The organism is Massilia cellulosiltytica, from assembly GCF_047325105.1.
In the GTDB taxonomy this organism is placed as follows: domain Bacteria; phylum Pseudomonadota; class Gammaproteobacteria; order Burkholderiales; family Burkholderiaceae_D; genus Telluria; species Telluria orientalis.
The window spans coordinates 4664003-4681623 of record NZ_CP168562.1 but is presented as its reverse complement, the minus strand read 5'-3'; the positions used below and the strand labels follow the sequence as shown (position 1 = coordinate 4681623).

The following is a 17621-nucleotide window of genomic DNA, read 5'->3' as shown; positions in this document are numbered from 1 at the left end:
CGGCAGCGTTTTGCCCGATCGTCTCGACCGTGCAGGACCTTACCCGCGGCGGATGGCGTGCAGCCACACGGCCGCGATGCGCTCCACCTGTTCGTAGCCTTCGCAGCCGAGCTGGCCGCCGAAGACGTCGGGATCGAGTTCCTCGTACGACCAACCGTCCGTGTCGGCATCGAGGCGTTCGCGGATGGCGGCGAGGAACGGGTCGGCACCGTCGACGATGGCCACGCCCGTGTACAGCAGCAGGCTGCCGCCGGGATGCAGCCGGTCCAGCGCCGCGTTCACGATGCGGATCGACAGTTCGGCGCCGTGCGTGCCGCCGCCGTGGCGGTACGTCAGCTCGTCCGGGTCGAGGATGTACGGCGGGTTCGACATGATGAGATCGAAGCCGCCTTCGATCCCGTCGAGCAGGTCGCTGCGGCAGGGCACGACGTTATGCGCCCCGTTCAGGCCCGCGTTGACCTCCGCGAGCGCCAGCGCGGCCGGGTTGATGTCGGCCGCGTAGACGGTGGCGTCGGGACAGCGCAGCGCCAGTTCGATCGCGCCCGGACCGGCGCCGGCCCCGATGTCGACGGCGCGCCGCACCGCACGGCGCAAGCCCCCGGGCGCACCGAGGACGCGCTTGAGGGCGCTCGTGTAGCGGTACGTGTCGGGACCGAAGAACACGGCGTCCTCGTCGGAGGTGGGCCAGGCCGAATGAAAGTACAGGTGGTCGCCGATGGTCGAGGCGCGCACGCCGGCACGCCAGCCGTCCGCGCCCTCCGGGACCGCCAGGCCGGCCGCGCGCAGCTGGCCGGCCATGGGCTCGGGCAGCACGTCCGCGCGGTATGGCCGGCTCCAGCCGAACACGCCGCGCAGGTCGTGCGCCCAAGCATTTTCCGGACGATTGTTGACCCGGCGGTGCGTGGCGGGGGTGACGGTCACGAAACGGTAGCCCGTGGCCTGTAGACTGCGGCCGAGCGCGGCCAGCGCGTCGTGGTGGGCGAAGGTGGGGGCGGTCGGGGTCATGCGCGCAAGCATGCGCGTCGCCCGCGCGCGCGTCCGTACGGGAGCGCACGGAGACGTGGACAGGCTGTCATCCACCCCGGGTCTGCCATATGGCATGATGCGGCTTATGTGAAAGTTCGAACAGATGCGGCCGCGCGCCGTATGCACAATGGACGGGCTGATGCAGGACGCGTGGCCCTACAGACGAGGATGACCATGAAGACGACGCCGGACGTAACCCTTCGCGAGCGACTGGAGCGTGAAGTCCAACGGGAACGCCACGAACGCGTGCTGCACGACGAAGAACGCGCCGGCCTGGCGGTGGACGACGAGTTCCGCCTCAAGGATGCGCGCGAAAACATGGGGTCGGTGAAGATCAGGCGTGCCAGGGAACGCTGACGGTCCTCCGGCTCGACAACAGGCAAGGAGAACATCATGCGTTGGGAAGGCGACAGGCAAAGCGACAACATCGAGGACCGCCGCGGCGGTGGGGGCGGCGGCGGATTCGGCATCGGCGGCGGGACCGTCGGCATCGGCACGATCGTCGTGGCGCTGATCGGTTCGTGGTTCTTCGGCGTGTCGCCGTCCACGATCCTGAGCCTGCTGTCGGGCGGCTCGCCGGCCCAGGTCCAGCAGGCGCCGGCGCATCCGCCCGCGAACGACCGCGAGACGCAGTTCGTGCGCACCGTGCTCGGCTACACCGAAGACACGTGGACGCAGATCTTCCGCGCCAACGGCGCAACGTATTCGCCGCCGCATCTCGTGCTGTACTCGGGCCGCACGCCGACCGGCGGCTGCGGCACGGGCCAGTCCGCCGTCGGGCCGTTCTATTGCCCGGCCGACCGCAAGGTCTACATCGACCTGACGTTCTTCCGCATGATGCAGCAGCGCTTCAAGGTGGGCGGCGAATTCACGCAGGCGTACGTGATCGCGCACGAGGTCGGCCACCACGTGCAGAACCTGCTGGGCATCTCGGGCAAGGTCGACAGCGCGCGCCAGCACCTGTCGGAACGGGAAGCCAACGCCGCGTCCGTGCGGCTGGAACTGCAGGCCGACTGCTTCGCGGGCGTGTGGGCCTACCACACCAACCAGGCCAAGCAGATCATCGAACAGGGCGACATCGAGTCCGCGCTGAACGCGGCGAGCGCCATCGGCGACGACGCGCTGCAGCGCCAGTCGCGCGGCGAGGTCGTGCCGGATTCGTTCACGCACGGCACGTCGGCGCAGCGCGTGCGCTGGTTCAAGCGCGGCCTGGAGACGGGCTCCGTCGAGCAGTGCAATACGTTCGAGGCGCGCCAGCTTTAAACGTTCACCACTTGCGTCCGAATCGTCGTTCCCGGCATTGCCGGAAACGACTTCCCGCGCAGGCGGGAATCCAAGTTCTCATGCGTCGCCGAGCTGCGTGCAAACTGGATCCCCGCCTTCGCGGGGACGACGGTTGTGCGGCTATTTCCTTTTAAAAACAAAGCCCTACGGCTCTTCAAAAAAAGCGTTCCGAAACCCGTGTTCGTTTCCGTGCGCCTATCGCCTTTCTTAGCGTTTTGACATACCTTGTTGTCAAGCGCTCGTCCGTTACGGCGGGCCGTCATCCATGAGGAGGAATTATGCTGGCAATGAATTACCGGGGACCGTATCGCGTCCGCGCCGATTACAAGCCCGATCCCGTCATCGAACACCCGGGCGACGCCATCGTGCGCGTGCTGCGCTCCTGCATCTGCGGGTCCGACCTGCACCTTTACCACGGCATGGTGCCCGACACGCGCGTGGGCCATACGTTCGGCCATGAATTCGTCGGCGAAGTCGTGGACGTGGGCCGCGACGTGCAGACGCTGAAGGCCGGCGACCGGGTCCTGGTGCCGTTCAACCTGTTCTGCGGGTCTTGTTTCTTCTGCCAGCGCGAACTCTTCGGCAATTGCCACAACACGAATCCGGAAGCGACGGCCGTCGGCGGCATCTACGGTTATTCGCACACGGCGGGCGGCTACGACGGCGGCCAGGCCGAGTACGTGCGCGTGCCGATGGCCGACGTGGGCCCGTATCCGATCCCCGACGACCTGCACCTGGACGACGCCGTGCTGCTGACCGACGCCCTCCCGACGGGCTACCAGGCCGCCGAGATGGGCGACATCCAGGAAGGCGACACGGTGGTCGTCTTCGGCGCCGGCCCGGTCGGCATCTTCGCCGCGAAAGCCGCATGGCTGATGGGCGCGGGCAGGGTGATCGTCGTGGACGAGGTCGAGTACCGCCTGGAATTCGTCAAGCGCTTTGCCCAATGCGAGGTCGTGAACTTCCGCGAAGTGAACGACATGGCGGAACACATCAAGAAGATGACCGACTGGATGGGCGCGGACGTCACCATCGATTGCGTGGGCGGCGATGCGGCCGGTTCCATCGCGCAGACGTTGACGGGCCGCCTGATGAAGATGCAGGCCGGCGCCTCGACCGTGCTGCACTGGGCCATCAACAGCGTGCGCAAGGGCGGCAACGTGTCGATCGTGGGCGTGTATGGCCCGACGTTCAACGCGGTCCCTATCGGCAACGTGGTGAACAAGGGCCTGACGATCCGCGCCAACCAGGCCAGCGTGAAACGCCACCTGCCGCGCCTGATCGAACACATCCGCGAAGGCCGCCTGAATCCGAAGGAAATCATCACGCACCGGGTGCCGCTGGAAGAGGTGGCGGACGCGTACCACATCTTCTCGAGCAAGCTCGACAACTGCATCAAGCCCGTCCTGATCCCGCCGTCCGCGCGCGAGGTCCAGGCCGTGAAGGCCACCGCTTTGCATTGAGGAGACGTCATGGAACACAATCATCACCACGATCATCCGCACCACGACGACGCGGGCCACGTGCATGCGCATCCGCTGCAGGGCGACATGGCCGACGGCCCGCGTCGCCCGAGCCGCGAGGAGTTGTCGCACATCGAAGGCTGGGGCGCCGACCTCGACCGCAAGAACCGCCCGGCCGTGCCGATGGAGCGCATGCCCGCGCGCTTCATCCACCCGCACGAGGGCAAGCTGCCGCAGCAGCCGGAAGACGTCGAGGTCCTCGTGTCGACCGAACGGCCCGGCATTACGCCGATCTTCGGCACCGCGCAGCCGCCGAAAGGCCTGTCCGGCATGATGCGCCGCCTCGCGTTCAAATGGTCGGAAAACGACCTGCGCCATTGGCTCCTGCTGCTCGCGGCGGACCGCGTGAACGTCGTCGAGGGCATCGGCGAGGACCTCGCCCACGGCAAGGTGCCGAACGTGCTGGGCGAAATGGGCATCAAGGCCGAGTGGGAGCACAACCGGGCCGGCCTCGTGAAGAAGGCGGTGCTGGCCGGTGCCGTCGTCGGCACGGCCGTGTACCTGATGCGCCGGCGCGAGCGCTGAGCGTCCCGTGAGGTGCGCCTGGGCGCACCATCATCCGCACCTTTTCATCCGCCTCACGGCAGCCGCAAGGCGCCGTGGGGCTCTTTGCGCTTGAGCAAATTCCTTTAAGCGAGCTCGGCCACACTGCATCGGTGTGCCCGCTCAATGAAAGGAAATCTCATGAACAAGCGCAAGATGTTGCTGGCGTCGTTCGGCGCCCTGTCACTGGCGGTCGTCGTGCCCGCGGGCGCGGCCGGCCCCGGCACGATGAGCCCGGCGGTTGCCGCGTCCCCGCAGCTGGACGCGGCATTGCTGGCCCAGCTGGACGCGCGCCGCGCCGCGCGCGGGCAGGATGCGCGCCACGGTTATGCGATCGTCGCGCGGCATCCCGGCACGCAGGGCACGCAGGTCGCGCGCGTGGCCCACACGTACAAGAACGTGCGCATCTTCGGCTTCGAATCCGTGCTTGTCCTGGATGCCAACGGCAAGATCCTGTCCGAATCGGATTCCGAGCAGCGCGCCAACTTCGTGAAGGCCGACACCGCCGGGCCGGGTTCGGATTTCAGCGTCGTGCCGGCGATCTCGTCGAAGGCCGCGATCGATGCGGCGCTGGCTTCGCTGGGCGCCTCGGCGCGCCACGAGACGCCGCCCAGCGCGGAGCTGATCATCTGGCCCGCGATGCGCACGGAACGCGTGCCGGACGCGCGCGACAAGCAGGAACAGGAGCTCAACGCGCTCGACGTGCAGGAAGTCGTCGATCACTACGAACTCGCCTACCTCGTGCACACGCGCATGGTCGCCGGCGACAAGCCCGTGTACCACGACACCATCGTGAGCGCGCGCGACGGCGCCATCCTCGCCCAGTGGAACATGCTGCAGACGGTGGTCGGCGTGGGCCACAGCCAGTACAACGGCGATGTGCCCGTCAACACGACGCTCGCCGAGGGCAAGTACAGGATGATCGACGACACCCGCGGCACGGGCGGCACGTTCGGCGCGATGGCGATCACCAACGCGAACCATGGCACGAGCGCGGGCAGCGTCTACGTCAATGATACGAACACATGGGGCGACGGCAAGCAGTACGTGAACGGCGGCTCGACGACGAACGCGAACGGCCAGACGGCCGCCGTGAACGCGATGTGGGGCCTGATGAACACGTACGACACGATGAAGAACGTGTTCAACTGGTTGTCGCTGGACGGGCACAATACGGCCACGTACATCGCGGCACACGTCAACACCGCGTACGACAACGCGTATTACAGCGACACGTGCCGCTGCATGTTCATCGGCGACGGCTCCAGCTTCAACAGCCTGGGCTCGATCGACGTGATCGGCCACGAGATGGGCCATGGCGTGACGGCCGCCACGTCGAACCTGACGTATGCGGGAGAATCGGGCGGACTGAACGAATCGTCGTCGGACATCAACGGCGAGGCCGTCGAAGCGTATGCGCGCGGGGGCGGCAAGGGCGACACCGTCCCGCTCACGGGCAACGACTGGGTGCTGGGCAAGGAGATCAGCAAGTCGGGCACGCCGCTGCGCTGGATGTACCGCCCCAGCAAGGACGGCAGCAGCCCGGACGCCTGGAGCAGCTCGATCAAGCGCCTTGACGTGCACTACAGCAGCGGCCCGAACAACCGCATGTTCTACTTCCTCGCGCAAGGCTCCAGCGCGGACAAGGCCGGCGATTATTACAGCAAATACCTCGTCAAGACGCCGGCCGCGATGACGGGCATCGGGCTCGACAAGGCCTACCGGATCTGGTTCAAGGCGAACACGACCAAGTTCACGTCGAGCACCAATTACGCGGATGCGCGCGCCAAGATGATCGAGGCTGCAGGCGAGCTGTACGGCAAGAGCAGCCGCGAGCTGATTGCCGTGCAGCGGGCGTATGCCGCGATCAACGTGGGCGCGGACGTGGATGAGCCGCCGGGGCAGTAAAGACGCACCTCGTCAGGCGGCTTCCAGGACAATGGCCGCGGCCTGGAAGTCGCCGACGAGGTTGGGCTGGATCCCTTGTCCCATCCAGTATGCGCCGCTCGCCTGTTTCGGTGTGCGCGGCGCCACGCCCCCTGCAATGGTGCGCAGCGCATACGTCTTCCGTGGATCGAGTCCGCGCAACTGGATATGGGGTGCCGGATTGCGCATGCCGCCGGAATGCAGGAAGGCGAAGAGGACGGCCTGATTGCCGTCCTGTGCGACCGACAGCGTCGCCGACCGTGCCGAGCCGCCCTGCGGCGAGATCAAGCGGTACAAATTGCCTTGTTGGACGGTCACCCGAATACGCTTGTACTCGGCGATAAGGCGCTTCGCTTGCGTGAAGTCGTTCGCGCTCCAGTGGTTCAGGTTCGCGCCGATCCCGAGCGCGCCCTGCATGGACGACAGGAACCGGTATTCCAGCGAGGTGGCGCGCTTGTTGACCCAGTTGGGCGAGTCGGTGACCCAGGCCATCATGATCGCCGGCGCATAGGCCTGGCTGAAGCCATCCTGTATCAACAGCCTGTCGTACGGATCGGTGTTATCCGACACCCAGACCTCGTCGGTCAGGGCCATGATGCCGAGATCGACACGGCCGCCGCCGCTGGCGCACGATTCGATCTCGACCTTCGGGTGGCGCCGGCGCAGTTCGCCGAGCAGCTTGTAGAGATTGTCCACGTACGTCACGTACAGGCGTTGCTGGTCCGCGGGCGGCACCTGCGGCCAGCCCGGTTCGGACCAGGCGCGGTTATGGTCCCACTTCAGAAACGCGATGTTGTTCGCGCCGAGCAGCCTGTCCAATACCGTTAGAAGGTGGTCGTACACGTCCTTGCGCGCCAGGTTGAGCACCAGCTGGTCGCGGGCTTCGGAGCGCGTGCGTCCCGGAAAGTGGATGACCCAATCGGGGTGGGCCCGGTACAAATCGCTGTCCGGATTGACCATCTCCGGTTCGACCCACAGCCCGAATTCCATGTCCAGGTCGTTGACGCGTTTGATCAGTGGCGTCAGCCCGCTCGGGAATTTCTTGGTGTTGACGACCCAGTCGCCCAGCCCCGCTTTCGAACTGTTGCGCGCGCCGAACCAGCCGTCGTCGACGACGAAGCGTTCGATGCCGAGGCCGGCGGCCTTCTCCGCGAGCGCCATCTGGCCCGCTTCGTCGACGGCGAACTCGGTCGCCTCCCACGAATTGTAGAGAACGGGCCGCGGACGGAGCGCCGGCGCGCCCGGCAGGATGCGCGTGCGCTGGTAGCGATGGAACAGGCGCGACGCGCCGCCGAACCCTTCGCCGGAATACCCGGCATGGAACACGGGCGAGGAGAGGCGTTCGCCGGGCTTGAGCCGATAGGCGAAATCGAAGGGGTTGTAGCCGGCCGTCATGCGGACGCCGCCAAGCGCATCCATGTCGACACCGATGCGCCACGCGCCGCTCCAGCCCAGTGCGCCGAACCACACGGGACCGGACTCCTCTTCGGTCATGGCCCGGCTCAGCGCGATCCACGGGTTGGCCTGGTGCGACGTCACGCCCTTGCGGCTCTCGATCACCGTCGCGCCGGGACCGACCGGGCGGGTTTGCAGCGCGAACTCGCCGGCCCAGCGTCCGGTCAGGTACGACAGCCGGTAATCGTCGGCGTACGGCAGGTTGATGCTGGCCGCGGCCATCTGGTCGACCTGGATCCAGCCGTTCGTCCGGTTCTCGACCACGGCACTGCGCGTCAGGATCCCGGTTGCGGCTTCCATCGCATAGGCGAGCGTGACGTGGACGGCGCGACTGACGTCCTTGAGCCTGACCAGGATGCGGTCGCCGTCGAGCTGGTGGCCCACGTAGCGCAGGTCCAGGTCGCGCACGCCGTCGGGAAAGGTGACCTTCAGGGCCGGCTCCACCGTCAGGCCCGCGCCGAAGCCGGGATACTCGAACGGCGTGACGGTGATCGACGTTTCGTTGCTGGAGTTCTCGGCGACCGGTGCCGGCGCCGGCAGCGGATCGTCCGGGGACAGTGCGCTGCCCCAGTACATGGTCTGCAGGCGGCCATCCGGGTTGACGCCGAACGCGTAGGTGACGGCGCCGCCGTCGAGCCGGAAGACGCGCGCCGCGTCGTCGATGGTGGGACGCGCCCGGGCGGCATTGCCCATGGTCAGTCCGGCAAGTCCGCCCAGCATGCCCATGCATACGGTGCGACGGCGTCGATCGATGTTCTTCATAGTCCCCTCAGGCAGCGATTTTGTTCATATTATCGCAATGGCTGAGGAGTAGCCGAGCAGAAACTTCAGGGCTGCAGCAACGGATACGGATTCACCGGCGTCCCTTTCCACCACTGCTTCTCGGGCGTCAGTTCGAACACGGCGAAGTGCAAGTGCGGCGCGTTCGGATCGGCATTCCCGGTCGCGCCCACATAGCCGATCAGGTCGCCGCGCTTGACCTGCGCGCCTTCCTGCAGGCCGTCCGCATAGCGGTCCAGGTGCGCATAGTAATAGGCATATTTTTCGGCCGGATCGAACTGGTACACGGTCAGCCCGCCCGGCTTGCTCGTGAACAGCTTCACGATCTTGCCGTCCGCCACCGCGACCACCTTCGTGCCTTTCGGCGCCATGATGTCCAGCGCTTCATGGTGGCGTTCGGTGCCGCGCGGCTGGTCGTAGGTGTCGGCAAGCTTGGAGAACGGCATGCCGTCGACGGGTACGAGCAGCTTGCCCGGCGGGACGGACGGCGCGGGCGCCGTGCCCGCTGCCGCGACGGGCGTGTCCGAGGCGGCGGGACGCAGCGGCAGGTCGAGTTCCGTGAGGTCGGGCATGACCTGCGGCGCCGGCGGCAGCTTGCCGTCGATGCCGCTCGATGGCGGCGGTGGCGCGGGCAGGGCGCCCGTGTTCGCGGCCACGGCCGGTGGGGTGGCGGGGGCGTGGGGCATCTGGCGCAGCCAGACGAACAGGCCGCCGGCGCCCACCAGCACGCCGAGCAGGAAGGTCATCAACCATCTCATCGTCGTCTCCTTTGCTTCGTTTTAGTCTTGCAGTACGACCTCCGTGCCCGCCTGGACGAGTCCCGCCACCTCCGATGCGCTCCAGTTCGTCAAGCGGATGCAGCCGTGCGATTCGCTCTTGCCCACCGAGGCCGGCACCGGCGTGCCGTGGATGCCGTAATGCGGCTTGGTCAGGTCGATCCACACGACGCCGACCGGGTTGTTGGGGCCCGCCGCGACGGTCGTTTTCTTGTCGCCCGGCTTGGCGTCCCAGAACAGTTTCGGGTTGTAGTGGTATGTGGGGTTGCGGTGCACGCCCTCGATCTTCCAGTCGCCGATCGGCAGAGGATCGTGTTCGCTGCCGCTCGACACGGGATACTGGGCCAGCACGGTCCCCGCCGCGTCCTGCAGCTGCAGGATGCGGCCTTCCTTCGACACGACGACGCGCGCGGCCGGCGCCAGCGCCGGGGTGCCGACGACGTTCGGCACGACGATCTGCTCGCCGGCGCGGCCCAGGTCCTTGCCGGGGTTGAGCTTTTCCAGCAGCGCCGGGCTCGCGTGGAATTTCTCGCCGAGACCTTCCGCCGGCGTGGCGTAGCCGAGCGTGGGCAGCTTGGCCTTTTCCATCATGTCGTCCGGCACGCGCTGGAACGGGCCCGCGACGTCGGTGTCGGCCAGCGTGTAGGTCAGCAGGGTCGGCGTCGGGTCGGTGTTCAGCGCGTTCCACGTGGCGTCGTCGAGCTTGCCGGTCGGATCGAGACCGCGCGCCTTCTGGAAACCGGCCAGCGCCTGGCGCATGTTGGAGCCGTAGGCGCCGTCGATTTCGCCGGGCGAGAAGTGGGCGCGGTCGAGCAGCACCTGCGCGCGCAGCAGGCGCTCGAACTCGGTCGCCCGTGCGGTGGCCGGGGCGGGCTGCGCGGCTGGCATAGCGGCGGCCGGCTGCGCCTGCGGTTGCGCGGCGCCCGCCGGACCGGCGAGGCCGGCCAGCAGGGCGATCAAAAGGGGGATGCGGGTCGTTTTCAACATGGTGTCCTGCCTGAAATTGCGTTGGCTTCAGGTTAGTGCCGCGCAAGACGGGGCTCTGTGCGGGAACGAACCCAGGCCCGTCAGGCCGGAGGTACAATCCGCCGCATGACCATGTTGACCATCACCCTGCAGCCGTCCGGCTGGTCCTTCGACACCGACACGGAGACGACGGTGCTGCACGCCGCCGAACAGGCCGGCATCGACCTGCCCAGTTCCTGCCGCAACGGCACGTGCCGCACGTGCATCTGCCGCCTGGCAGGTGGCACGGTGCGCTATCTCGTGGAATGGCCGGGGCTGTCCCTCGACGAAAAACGCGAGGGCTATATCCTGCCGTGCGTTGCCGTCGCGCAGGAAGATCTCGTGGTCGACCAGCGGCTGGCGAAGAAGATCGTGTTTCCCGAGTAAGAGCCCGTGGCATAGCCGCTGACTTGCTTCGGTGGCAACAACCTCACGACCGCACTTGTGGCGTGCGTTATAGGCAGGATCATACCCACGGAAGCGCATCGAAAACCTGAGAGCGGCGAAAGCCGCGAACAGGTACGCTTTCGGTTGAGTCCTGACGTTCAGCAACCGGCGTCATCCTGGCAAGAATGATCATTGCTCCCGCCATGTTTTCCTGGTGGCGCTTCACGCGCCGTAGAATGCTGATTTCGTCTGCAAGTATGGAGTCTTATCATGGAAACAATCGACCAGCGTTACCTCGTCCAGCAAAACAAGCGCACTGACGACGGTAAGGCGGCGCCCGTTTTTGCCAGAGTCATGCGTAGCAAGGAAGGCAAGTTCGAGGGCGTGTCATTTATTAAGAATAAAGAGAAAGCAACTGTCATGACATCCGCTGAAGCTCAGGAAGTGGTCACGTGGGCCGCAAAGAAAAAAGAAAATGCCCAACAGTATGAAACTAAAGTTATTTGTGTGGGCCAGTAGCCGCATGTAGCTCGGCCAGAAACGGACGTTGCAGTCACATCGGTGCAGGTGCCGCATTGTCCCGCTCCTTTCGCGAGTAAAATGCGGCCTCAGTCTACTCGAACCAAAGGCAAGCAATGAAAAAGACAGACCTGGCAAAAAGCGACGCGAAGAAACTGATGAATCAAATGAGTGCGAAAGGCGCAACATACGGTGTAGGAGCGTCGGCAGCGATGCCCGACCGTCGCGAACAACGCGAACGTGAGCGCGCGCTGGGTCTGGTGCCGTTTGCCGTCAAGCTCAACAGCGACCTAGTCAAGCAGTTGCAGACTTTGAGCAAAGAGCGCGGCGTCGAATTGAATGAACTCGTTACACAGTTGTTGCAAAAAGGCTTGTCCGCATAAATGAGATAGCAAATCAGTAGCACGCTCCACAATACCTCAGTTAATCAAGTGCAGAACGGCCGTACGTTGAGTTGCGTCGACCGATTGAATGCGCAGCCAAAACATCCGTCGAACAAGCCATCGACCAGATCGTAAATTCTGGGCATCTCGCCAGCGTCCGAGGCGGGCAACCAGGTCCGTTGTGTCCTATGTCCCCATAAGTGTCGTTGCACAAGCATGGCGCCAGACCCCGAAATTGTTCTCGAAGTATTGAAACGGTTGAAGTTGAGCGCGCCCTAGGCAGTTGTCGTCGGCCTGCGTGGAGCAAGAGCGCAGAAGTCCGAGCGTTAAGATGACGGCCATCTCGCCCGCCCGCTCACTCATCTCTTAAAGCGACTTGGAGAAGCTTCGTCAGGCGCTCCAAGCCCCGTCAACGCGCGTCCAGGCCCAGCGCCGACTCGATCGCCCGCAGCACGCGCGGCCACGATCCCGATGTCGCCGCCACCTCGTCGTAATGGCTGGCGCCCGGCAGAATCACGACCTCCGCGCTGTCGCCGGCCGCCCGCGCACGGGCGGCGAAATCGTGCGCGACCCGCGGGGGCGAGATCGTGTCCAGCTCGCCGGTGACGAGGATCGTGTGGCTGCCGTTCGGCATCAGGTCGCCTGCGTTCGTGTCGGAAAACACGTCCGGCCGGTCCGTGCTCGGCGTGCCGGCCAGTTCGACGGTCTCGCGGCCGCAACTCGTCTTCAGCAGCGCGGCCTCGCGCCGCAGGTCGGCCAGGCCGCCCAGGCTGATGACCTGGCGCACGGGCACGATGTCCTTGCGGTACAGCGGGCTCGACGCGGGGATGCGGGGCCGCGCCGCCAGCCATTGCACGAGCTGGCCCCCGGCGGAGTGCCCGACGGCCACGAGGCGGCCGAGGTCGAGCGGATGTTCCCTGGCGGTGCGCGCGAGCAGGTCGAGGGCGGCATTCATGTCCTGGTAGGTGCCCGGGTAGCCGCCGCCGGCCTCGTCGACGCGGCGGTATTCCACGTTCCAGACGGCGATGCCGCGCGCCGCCAGCGCCCCCGCCATGTTGCGCAGCTGCGTGATGCCGCCGAATTCCTTCGTCCAGCAGCCGCCGTGCACGAGCACGGCCACGGGGAACGGCCCCGTGCCGGACGGCAGGAACAGTTCGGCGTACTGCGACGGCGCGGCGCCGTAGCGCAGGGTGGCGGCGGGCGCGGGGCCGGACAGGGCCAGGTAGTCGTCCAGCGTCATCGGGGCGGCGTGCACGGTAGAGGTCATGGCGAGAGTGAGCGCGAGGGCGGCGAGGCGTGTCATGGGCTCGACTATAGCAAAGCGGATGCGGCCCGCACGATTGAAAACCCGCCGCGATCTTCCATGCTAGGCTGCACACAACGTCAACCGCAACCATAGGGAGATCATCATGACCCAATCGAAATCCACAGGTAGCCAGAACAAGCAGTCCGGTAACCAGTCCGAGGAAGACGTCCAGAAACAGAAGGCGGGCGTCAAGGAGAAAAGCAGCCACGACCACATGTCGACCGTGAAGGCCGGCAAGGACAAGGGGGCGGGCGGCGGCGCCAAGCAGAAAGAAGGCCGTTGAGCCTGTACGCCGGAGAAAATCGATGAGTTTGCCGGAATACGCACATTCCACGCCGGACCCCACGACGCCCGACCCGGAGCTGCCGCCGCCCCAGCCGAGTCCGGATCCGGACGACGTGCCGGCGCCGGCGCGCGCACCGGTGAAGGAGCCGGACGCGCCGGAACCGCCCATCAAGGCGGAATGAGTAGGTGAAGGGAAGAGGATGGGGCGGACCGTCGCGTCGCCCCATCCTTTGTCACGAGAGGTTCAGGCCCGAGGTTCAGGTCTTGTTCGACGTCGATTGCTGGCTGCCGGCCTGGCCGGCGTCCCGTTTATCTCCCTCGTCGCTGCCGCGCTTGGGAATGTCGCGGATCATCTCGTCCGTTTCATGCTGGCCGGGCGAGCGCTCCCCGCTGCCGATGTCCGCTTCGTGCATGTTCGGCGGGGCGTCGGCGCCCGGATCCGGTTTCGGAATGTCGGTTCTCATGGTGTGCTCCATTGCGTTGTCGTGTTGGCGCAATACTAACAGTCCACGTCCGGCCCCGGCGCGCAATAGGATCGCCGCTTGTGTACGGTGGCGCACATATATCTTGCAGGAACTTTTTAATAATAGGCGCGAAGGCCAACGATTTTCGGAGGAGAAAAGCATGAGCACCACCTTGTACAACAAGATTCCGCTGGGCCGCGGCCCGCTGCTGGGGTCGCACAAGATGCACGCGGCCGTGGCGCTGGGTGTGCTGGCGGGTGCGGGCCTCGTCTGGGCCGCCGTGCGGGCGTTGCGCTGACGGCCAGACAGGTTGCCGGGACGGCCCGTCGCCGTTACCATGGCGGGCTTGTTCTCTTGGAAAGTGGTAATGAAGAATCTGAAACTGACGGGCGACGAATACGATGCGCTCGAATTCATCCGGCGCGGCGCGAAGAACGACCGCGTCAATGCCTGTGTCGGGCGCAACGCGAAGCGCCTGTCGGGCCTGAAGCTGATCCAGTATGCGAAGAACGGGAACCTGGCGTTGACGCCGCAGGGGACGGAACTGCTGTTCCTGCGCCGCTGCGTGCAGGCGCTGCGCGCGCTCGAGTCGGACCCGGCGGCGAATGTGGATGACGACGTCGTCCAGTTCCTCAGCCGCAAGTCGCACATTGCGGCGCGGGCGGAGGGCGGGTTCGAATTGACGGCACGAGGACGCGAATCCCTGGCCGACATCGCATCACAGCAAAATTAATTCGTCCGGCGGCGGTTCGGGTACACCAGTGCCCGCACCGCGATCTCCGCCGGCACGCCCATCGCCGCGAGGAATTCCGCGGCGCGCTGCAGCCCCAGCGTGGGAACGGACGCGACGGCCTGGTTGACGAGGTCGCGCGTGCGCATGTCGGTGCGCGGCCTGCGTTCCGCCAGGGTGGCCGCGGCGGTGTCGATATTCAGTTCAGTCATCATCATCAATGCTCGGTGAGTGTATTGCCAAAGAATCACGGAGTATTGTATGAGAACGATATTGATTAAGCCACAGGAAATTGCACGAAATATCGCACTTGTAATCCAAACTTAAAGCGGATTCGAGATTTCTTCAGGCGGCGGCCGTCTGCGGCTCGTCTTCCGGGGCCGTCAGGCCGCGCCGCTGGCGCAGCAATTGCTCGAATTCATGGGCCGGGAGCGGCTTCGAGAAGTAATATCCCTGCATTTCGTCGCAGCCCTGGTGGCGCAGGTAATCGAGTTGTTCGGCCGTTTCGACACCCTCGGCGATCACGGACAGGCGCAGGTTGTGCGCCAGCGCGATGATCGAGGCGACGATGGCGGCATCGTTGGCGTCGTGCGTGATGTCGTTGACGAACGAGCGGTCGATCTTCAGCACGTCGATCGGGAAGCGCGACAGGTACGAGAAGCTGGAGTAGCCCGTGCCGAAATCGTCGATCGACAGGTTCACGCCCAGCGATTTCATGCGGTGCAGCAATTCCACCGCCGGCGTGACGTCGCTCATGAACAGGCTTTCCGTCAGTTCCAGTTCGAGGCAGGACGGATCCAGGCCCGTGTCGCCCAACACGGCCTCGATGCCCGGCAGCAGGTCGGCCGCGCCGAACTGGCGCGCCGACAGGTTCACGGCCACGCGCAGCTTGCCCAGGCCCGCATCGTGCCAGGCCTTGTTCTGGGCGCACGCGGTGCGCATCACCCAGGCGCCGATCGGCACGATCAGGCCCGTGTCCTCGGCGATGCCGATGAAGCGCGACGGCGGCACCATGCCCAGTTCCGGATGCTTCCAGCGGATCAGCGCTTCCATGCCGACGATGCGGCCCGTCTGCAGGTCGACCTGCGGCTGGTAGTGCAGCACGAATTCGTTGCGTTCGAGGGCATTGCGCAGCGCGCTCTCGATGCGCACGCGCTCCAGCGATTCCTCGTTCATGGCCGGCGTGTAGAACTGGAAGTTGTTGCGGCCCAGTTTCTTGGCGCGGTACATGGCGATGTCCGCGTGCTCGATCAGGTTCTCGGACGGCGTGCCGTCGCTCGGGAACGCGGCCACGCCGATGCTGCAGGTGACGAAGAACTCCTTGGTGCCCAGCATGACGGGCTGCGCGACGGAATCCATGACGCGCTGTACGATGTCCGGCGTGAGCGGCTGGTCGTGGTGCTCGGACAGGATCACGACGAATTCGTCGCCGGACAGGCGCGCGACGGTATCCGTGTCGCGCAGCGACGAGCGCAGGCGCGCCGCGACCGTCATCAGCAGGACGTCGCCGGCCTTGTGGCCCATGCTGTCGTTGACGTACTTGAATCGGTCAAGGTCGATCAGCATCACCCACACCTGGTGGCCGCTGCGGGTGGCGTACGCGACGGCCTGGCCCAGGCGGTCCTGCAGCAGCGAGCGGTTGGGCAGGCCCGTCAGCACGTCGTGCTGGGCCACGTGGTGCACGCGCTGCTCGGTGACCTTGCGCGCCGTGATGTCGCTGCCGGTGCCGCGGTAGCCGGTGAAGCGGCCCGTCTCGTCGAACGTCGGCTGGCCGTTGATGCAGAACCAGCGCTCCTCGCCGTTGTCGTCGACGACGCGGTATTCGAGGTTGCGGAAGGGTTCGTGCGCTTCCAGGGTGGCGACGTGGTCGCGGCCCAGCTCGGTGTCCGTCAGCGCCGGCACGTAGTCCCAGCGGCGGCGGCCGAGCACGCGCTCGGTGGTGATGCCGGATTTTTCCGTGAAGTCGCCAGTGACGTGGGTAAATCGGAATTCCTCGTCCTGTTCCCAATACCAGTCGGACGACATGGCGACGAGCTGGCGGAAGCGCTGCTCGCTTTCCTGCAGCGCTTTTTCTGTGCGCTTGCGCGCGAGGACGTCGTCGATCAGGCGCTGGTTCGTCAGCTTCAGGTCGGCGGTGCGCTCGCGCACCAGTTCCTGCACCTTGCGCGCGCGCTCGCCGGCCGCCTGCACGAAGGCGCACAGGAGCAGGGTCGACAGTACGCCGCCGGTCAGCAGCAGGGTCGAGCCGAGATGGTCGGCCAGCCACGGGCTGGGCGCGGCGATGGCTTCCACGGTCCACGACTGGCCGCCCACCGTGAAGGTGTTCAAGGCGCGGCCCGTGTAGCCGCCCGACATCAGCGGGACGGGCGCTTCGGACGACGTCACGGCGCGGCTCGCATAGGCGAGGTGGGCCGGATCGGCGCGGCCGCCGGCATAGAATTTCAACTGGATGCTGTGGTCGTCCAGCAGGCCGGCCCTGGCCAGCGTGGCATTGGCAAGGGTCGGCACGGAGACCACGGCGGCGGTGTCGCCCAGCAGGCGGCCGCCGCGGGCGTACACGGGCATCAGCACTTCGAAACTGGGGGCGCCGGGTGCCTGGGCGATCTGCAGCAGGCTGGTGAGGGCGGCGCGGCCGCTCGCCTGCGCGCGCCCGAGGGCGTCCATGACCTGATGGTTCTGGCTGACGTCCAGGCCGAGGGCCGCCTCGTTGCCCTGCATGGGTTCGAGATAGTCGACGACGTGGTAGCGTTCGCGCGCCGGCGCCGCCACCCGCGCGGGGCCGCGCATCTCGCGCACCACGAGGTCGGGCTGGAACTGGCGCAGGTCCGCTTCGAACGCGGCGCGGTCGGCGGCGTCCACGACGCGGTGGAAATTGAAGGCGCGGATGTATGGATTACGCTGCAGCAGCGGCGTCGTGAAATCGTGGAATTGCGCGCGCGTGACCGGCTGCACGGTCGTGAACAGCTGGTTGGTCACGTTCAGGACTTCGACTGCATCGTCCATGCCCTGGCGCAGGGCGGCCACGCGCACACCGGTCCCCTGTTCGAAGGCCAGCGCCTTGTTGTCGTATTCGAGACGGCTGACGGCAACCGTCAGCACCGCGGTTGCGGCCAGGCCACCGGCCAGCGTGAGGCCTGCTGCGAGCGTGAGCGAAAACGGCAGTCGACGACGCGACATCCAGGGTTCCCTATGCATGAAAGATGAGAGCTTGCCCTAAGGCATGAAGAGG

General features: G+C 66.1%; 20 protein-coding genes. 12 read left to right on the top strand and 8 right to left on the bottom strand.

The genetic code is table 11. The annotated features are described in order from the left end of the window. Positions 1-39 precede the first annotated feature (39 nt). Positions 40-1005, bottom strand: coding sequence for a methyltransferase (locus ACEN9H_RS20360; RefSeq protein WP_413671867.1), 966 nt, complete (start codon positions 1003-1005; stop codon positions 40-42). Between the two features lie 195 nt (positions 1006-1200). On the opposite strand from ACEN9H_RS20360, the gene ACEN9H_RS20355 reads away from it, so the two are divergent. The 5 genes from ACEN9H_RS20355 (at position 1201) to ACEN9H_RS20335 (ending at position 6284) form a co-directional block, all read left to right on the top strand. Next, a complete protein-coding gene (locus tag ACEN9H_RS20355) occupies positions 1201-1383 on the top strand; it encodes a hypothetical protein (protein ID WP_056128436.1) in 183 nt (60 codons plus the stop codon). A gap of 36 nt (positions 1384-1419) precedes the next feature. Beyond that, positions 1420-2289: a neutral zinc metallopeptidase gene (locus ACEN9H_RS20350; RefSeq protein ID WP_413671866.1), complete on the top strand. Its 870-nt coding sequence runs from the start codon at positions 1420-1422 to the stop codon at positions 2287-2289. 299 nt (positions 2290-2588) lie between these two features. Next, positions 2589-3773, top strand: a complete 1185-nt coding sequence (locus ACEN9H_RS20345; protein ID WP_036234285.1) for a zinc-dependent alcohol dehydrogenase — start codon at positions 2589-2591, stop codon at positions 3771-3773. A 9-nt stretch (positions 3774-3782) separates the two neighbouring features. Next, positions 3783-4358, top strand: coding sequence for a hypothetical protein (locus ACEN9H_RS20340; RefSeq protein ID WP_156404038.1), 576 nt, complete (start codon positions 3783-3785; stop codon positions 4356-4358). A gap of 159 nt (positions 4359-4517) precedes the next feature. Beyond that, on the top strand, positions 4518-6284 hold the full coding sequence (locus tag ACEN9H_RS20335; RefSeq protein WP_413671865.1) for a M4 family metallopeptidase: 1767 nt from the start codon (positions 4518-4520) through the stop codon (positions 6282-6284). 12 nt (positions 6285-6296) lie between these two features. Here ACEN9H_RS20335 and ACEN9H_RS20330 read toward each other — a convergent pair whose 3' ends face one another. From ACEN9H_RS20330 to ACEN9H_RS20320, 3 genes are all read right to left on the bottom strand, one after another. After that, positions 6297-8519 (bottom strand): alpha-galactosidase, encoded by a 2223-nt coding sequence (locus tag ACEN9H_RS20330; protein WP_413671864.1) that lies wholly within the window; start codon positions 8517-8519, stop codon positions 6297-6299. A 65-nt stretch (positions 8520-8584) separates the two neighbouring features. After that, positions 8585-9295: a M23 family metallopeptidase gene (locus ACEN9H_RS20325; RefSeq protein ID WP_413671863.1), complete on the bottom strand. Its 711-nt coding sequence runs from the start codon at positions 9293-9295 to the stop codon at positions 8585-8587. A 21-nt stretch (positions 9296-9316) separates the two neighbouring features. Then, positions 9317-10300: a L,D-transpeptidase family protein gene (locus ACEN9H_RS20320; RefSeq protein ID WP_413671862.1), complete on the bottom strand. Its 984-nt coding sequence runs from the start codon at positions 10298-10300 to the stop codon at positions 9317-9319. A gap of 105 nt (positions 10301-10405) precedes the next feature. Between ACEN9H_RS20320 and ACEN9H_RS20315 the strand changes: the two genes are divergently transcribed. The 3 genes from ACEN9H_RS20315 to ACEN9H_RS20305 all read left to right on the top strand — a co-directional run bounded on the left by ACEN9H_RS20315 (position 10406) and on the right by ACEN9H_RS20305 (position 11607). Continuing rightward, a complete protein-coding gene (locus tag ACEN9H_RS20315) occupies positions 10406-10705 on the top strand; it encodes a 2Fe-2S iron-sulfur cluster-binding protein (protein ID WP_413671861.1) in 300 nt (99 codons plus the stop codon). 270 nt (positions 10706-10975) lie between these two features. Beyond that, entirely contained in the window at positions 10976-11224 is a 249-nt protein-coding gene (locus tag ACEN9H_RS20310; RefSeq protein ID WP_056127809.1) for a hypothetical protein, read from the top strand. A 116-nt stretch (positions 11225-11340) separates the two neighbouring features. Beyond that, a complete protein-coding gene (locus tag ACEN9H_RS20305; protein ID WP_056127812.1) occupies positions 11341-11607 on the top strand; it encodes a hypothetical protein in 267 nt (88 codons plus the stop codon). 409 nt (positions 11608-12016) lie between these two features. On the opposite strand, the gene ACEN9H_RS20300 is transcribed toward ACEN9H_RS20305, so the two are convergent. Further along, positions 12017-12910: an alpha/beta hydrolase gene (locus ACEN9H_RS20300; RefSeq protein WP_413671860.1), complete on the bottom strand. Its 894-nt coding sequence runs from the start codon at positions 12908-12910 to the stop codon at positions 12017-12019. Between the two features lie 106 nt (positions 12911-13016). On the opposite strand from ACEN9H_RS20300, the gene ACEN9H_RS20295 reads away from it, so the two are divergent. Together ACEN9H_RS20295 and ACEN9H_RS20290 are read left to right on the top strand one after the other, a co-directional pair. Then, on the top strand, positions 13017-13196 hold the full coding sequence (locus tag ACEN9H_RS20295) for a hypothetical protein (protein ID WP_413342671.1): 180 nt from the start codon (positions 13017-13019) through the stop codon (positions 13194-13196). Between the two features lie 22 nt (positions 13197-13218). Then, positions 13219-13380 (top strand): hypothetical protein, encoded by a 162-nt coding sequence (locus tag ACEN9H_RS20290; protein ID WP_200949089.1) that lies wholly within the window; start codon positions 13219-13221, stop codon positions 13378-13380. Positions 13381-13455: 75 nt separating this feature from the next. Here ACEN9H_RS20290 and ACEN9H_RS20285 read toward each other — a convergent pair whose 3' ends face one another. After that, the gene (locus ACEN9H_RS20285) at positions 13456-13662 is read right to left on the bottom strand and encodes a hypothetical protein (RefSeq protein ID WP_413671859.1); all 207 of its coding nucleotides are present in this window, start codon (positions 13660-13662) and stop codon (positions 13456-13458) included. Between the two features lie 160 nt (positions 13663-13822). Here ACEN9H_RS20285 and ACEN9H_RS20280 point away from each other — a divergent pair, with 160 nt between their 5' ends. Both ACEN9H_RS20280 and ACEN9H_RS20275 read left to right on the top strand, forming a co-directional pair. Then, positions 13823-13960, top strand: coding sequence for a hypothetical protein (locus tag ACEN9H_RS20280; RefSeq protein ID WP_181158819.1), 138 nt, complete (start codon positions 13823-13825; stop codon positions 13958-13960). 69 nt (positions 13961-14029) lie between these two features. Continuing rightward, entirely contained in the window at positions 14030-14395 is a 366-nt protein-coding gene (locus ACEN9H_RS20275) for a hypothetical protein (RefSeq protein ID WP_413671858.1), read from the top strand. Here ACEN9H_RS20275 and ACEN9H_RS20270 read toward each other — a convergent pair. Both ACEN9H_RS20270 and ACEN9H_RS20265 read right to left on the bottom strand, forming a co-directional pair. Further along, entirely contained in the window at positions 14392-14610 is a 219-nt protein-coding gene (locus ACEN9H_RS20270; protein ID WP_056127824.1) for a hypothetical protein, read from the bottom strand. The two genes, ACEN9H_RS20275 and ACEN9H_RS20270, sit on opposite strands and share 4 nt — an antisense overlap. 127 nt (positions 14611-14737) lie before the next feature. Next, positions 14738-17569 carry an EAL domain-containing protein gene (locus tag ACEN9H_RS20265; RefSeq protein WP_413671857.1) on the bottom strand — a complete coding sequence of 944 codons (2832 nt, stop codon included), beginning with the start codon at positions 17567-17569 and terminating at the stop codon, positions 14738-14740. Positions 17570-17621: the final 52 nt, after the last annotated feature.

Coding starts and splice junctions, on each gene's coding strand:
- ACEN9H_RS20355 (WP_056128436.1), top strand. CDS start 1,201: ATGAAGACGACGCCGGACGTAACCCTTCGCGAGCGACTGGAGCGTGAA.
- ACEN9H_RS20300 (WP_413671860.1), bottom strand. CDS start 12,910: ATGACACGCCTCGCCGCCCTCGCGCTCACTCTCGCCATGACCTCTACC.
- ACEN9H_RS20265 (WP_413671857.1), bottom strand. CDS start 17,569: ATGTCGCGTCGTCGACTGCCGTTTTCGCTCACGCTCGCAGCAGGCCTC.
- ACEN9H_RS20285 (WP_413671859.1), bottom strand. CDS start 13,662: ATGAGAACCGACATTCCGAAACCGGATCCGGGCGCCGACGCCCCGCCG.
- ACEN9H_RS20360 (WP_413671867.1), bottom strand. CDS start 1,005: ATGACCCCGACCGCCCCCACCTTCGCCCACCACGACGCGCTGGCCGCG.
- ACEN9H_RS20295 (WP_413342671.1), top strand. CDS start 13,017: ATGACCCAATCGAAATCCACAGGTAGCCAGAACAAGCAGTCCGGTAAC.
- ACEN9H_RS20330 (WP_413671864.1), bottom strand. CDS start 8,519: ATGAAGAACATCGATCGACGCCGTCGCACCGTATGCATGGGCATGCTG.
- ACEN9H_RS20335 (WP_413671865.1), top strand. CDS start 4,518: ATGAACAAGCGCAAGATGTTGCTGGCGTCGTTCGGCGCCCTGTCACTG.
- ACEN9H_RS20325 (WP_413671863.1), bottom strand. CDS start 9,295: ATGAGATGGTTGATGACCTTCCTGCTCGGCGTGCTGGTGGGCGCCGGC.
- ACEN9H_RS20340 (WP_156404038.1), top strand. CDS start 3,783: ATGGAACACAATCATCACCACGATCATCCGCACCACGACGACGCGGGC.
- ACEN9H_RS20350 (WP_413671866.1), top strand. CDS start 1,420: ATGCGTTGGGAAGGCGACAGGCAAAGCGACAACATCGAGGACCGCCGC.
- ACEN9H_RS20345 (WP_036234285.1), top strand. CDS start 2,589: ATGCTGGCAATGAATTACCGGGGACCGTATCGCGTCCGCGCCGATTAC.
- ACEN9H_RS20320 (WP_413671862.1), bottom strand. CDS start 10,300: ATGTTGAAAACGACCCGCATCCCCCTTTTGATCGCCCTGCTGGCCGGC.
- ACEN9H_RS20315 (WP_413671861.1), top strand. CDS start 10,406: ATGACCATGTTGACCATCACCCTGCAGCCGTCCGGCTGGTCCTTCGAC.
- ACEN9H_RS20270 (WP_056127824.1), bottom strand. CDS start 14,610: ATGATGATGACTGAACTGAATATCGACACCGCCGCGGCCACCCTGGCG.
- ACEN9H_RS20310 (WP_056127809.1), top strand. CDS start 10,976: ATGGAAACAATCGACCAGCGTTACCTCGTCCAGCAAAACAAGCGCACT.
- ACEN9H_RS20275 (WP_413671858.1), top strand. CDS start 14,030: ATGAAGAATCTGAAACTGACGGGCGACGAATACGATGCGCTCGAATTC.
- ACEN9H_RS20290 (WP_200949089.1), top strand. CDS start 13,219: ATGAGTTTGCCGGAATACGCACATTCCACGCCGGACCCCACGACGCCC.
- ACEN9H_RS20305 (WP_056127812.1), top strand. CDS start 11,341: ATGAAAAAGACAGACCTGGCAAAAAGCGACGCGAAGAAACTGATGAAT.
- ACEN9H_RS20280 (WP_181158819.1), top strand. CDS start 13,823: ATGAGCACCACCTTGTACAACAAGATTCCGCTGGGCCGCGGCCCGCTG.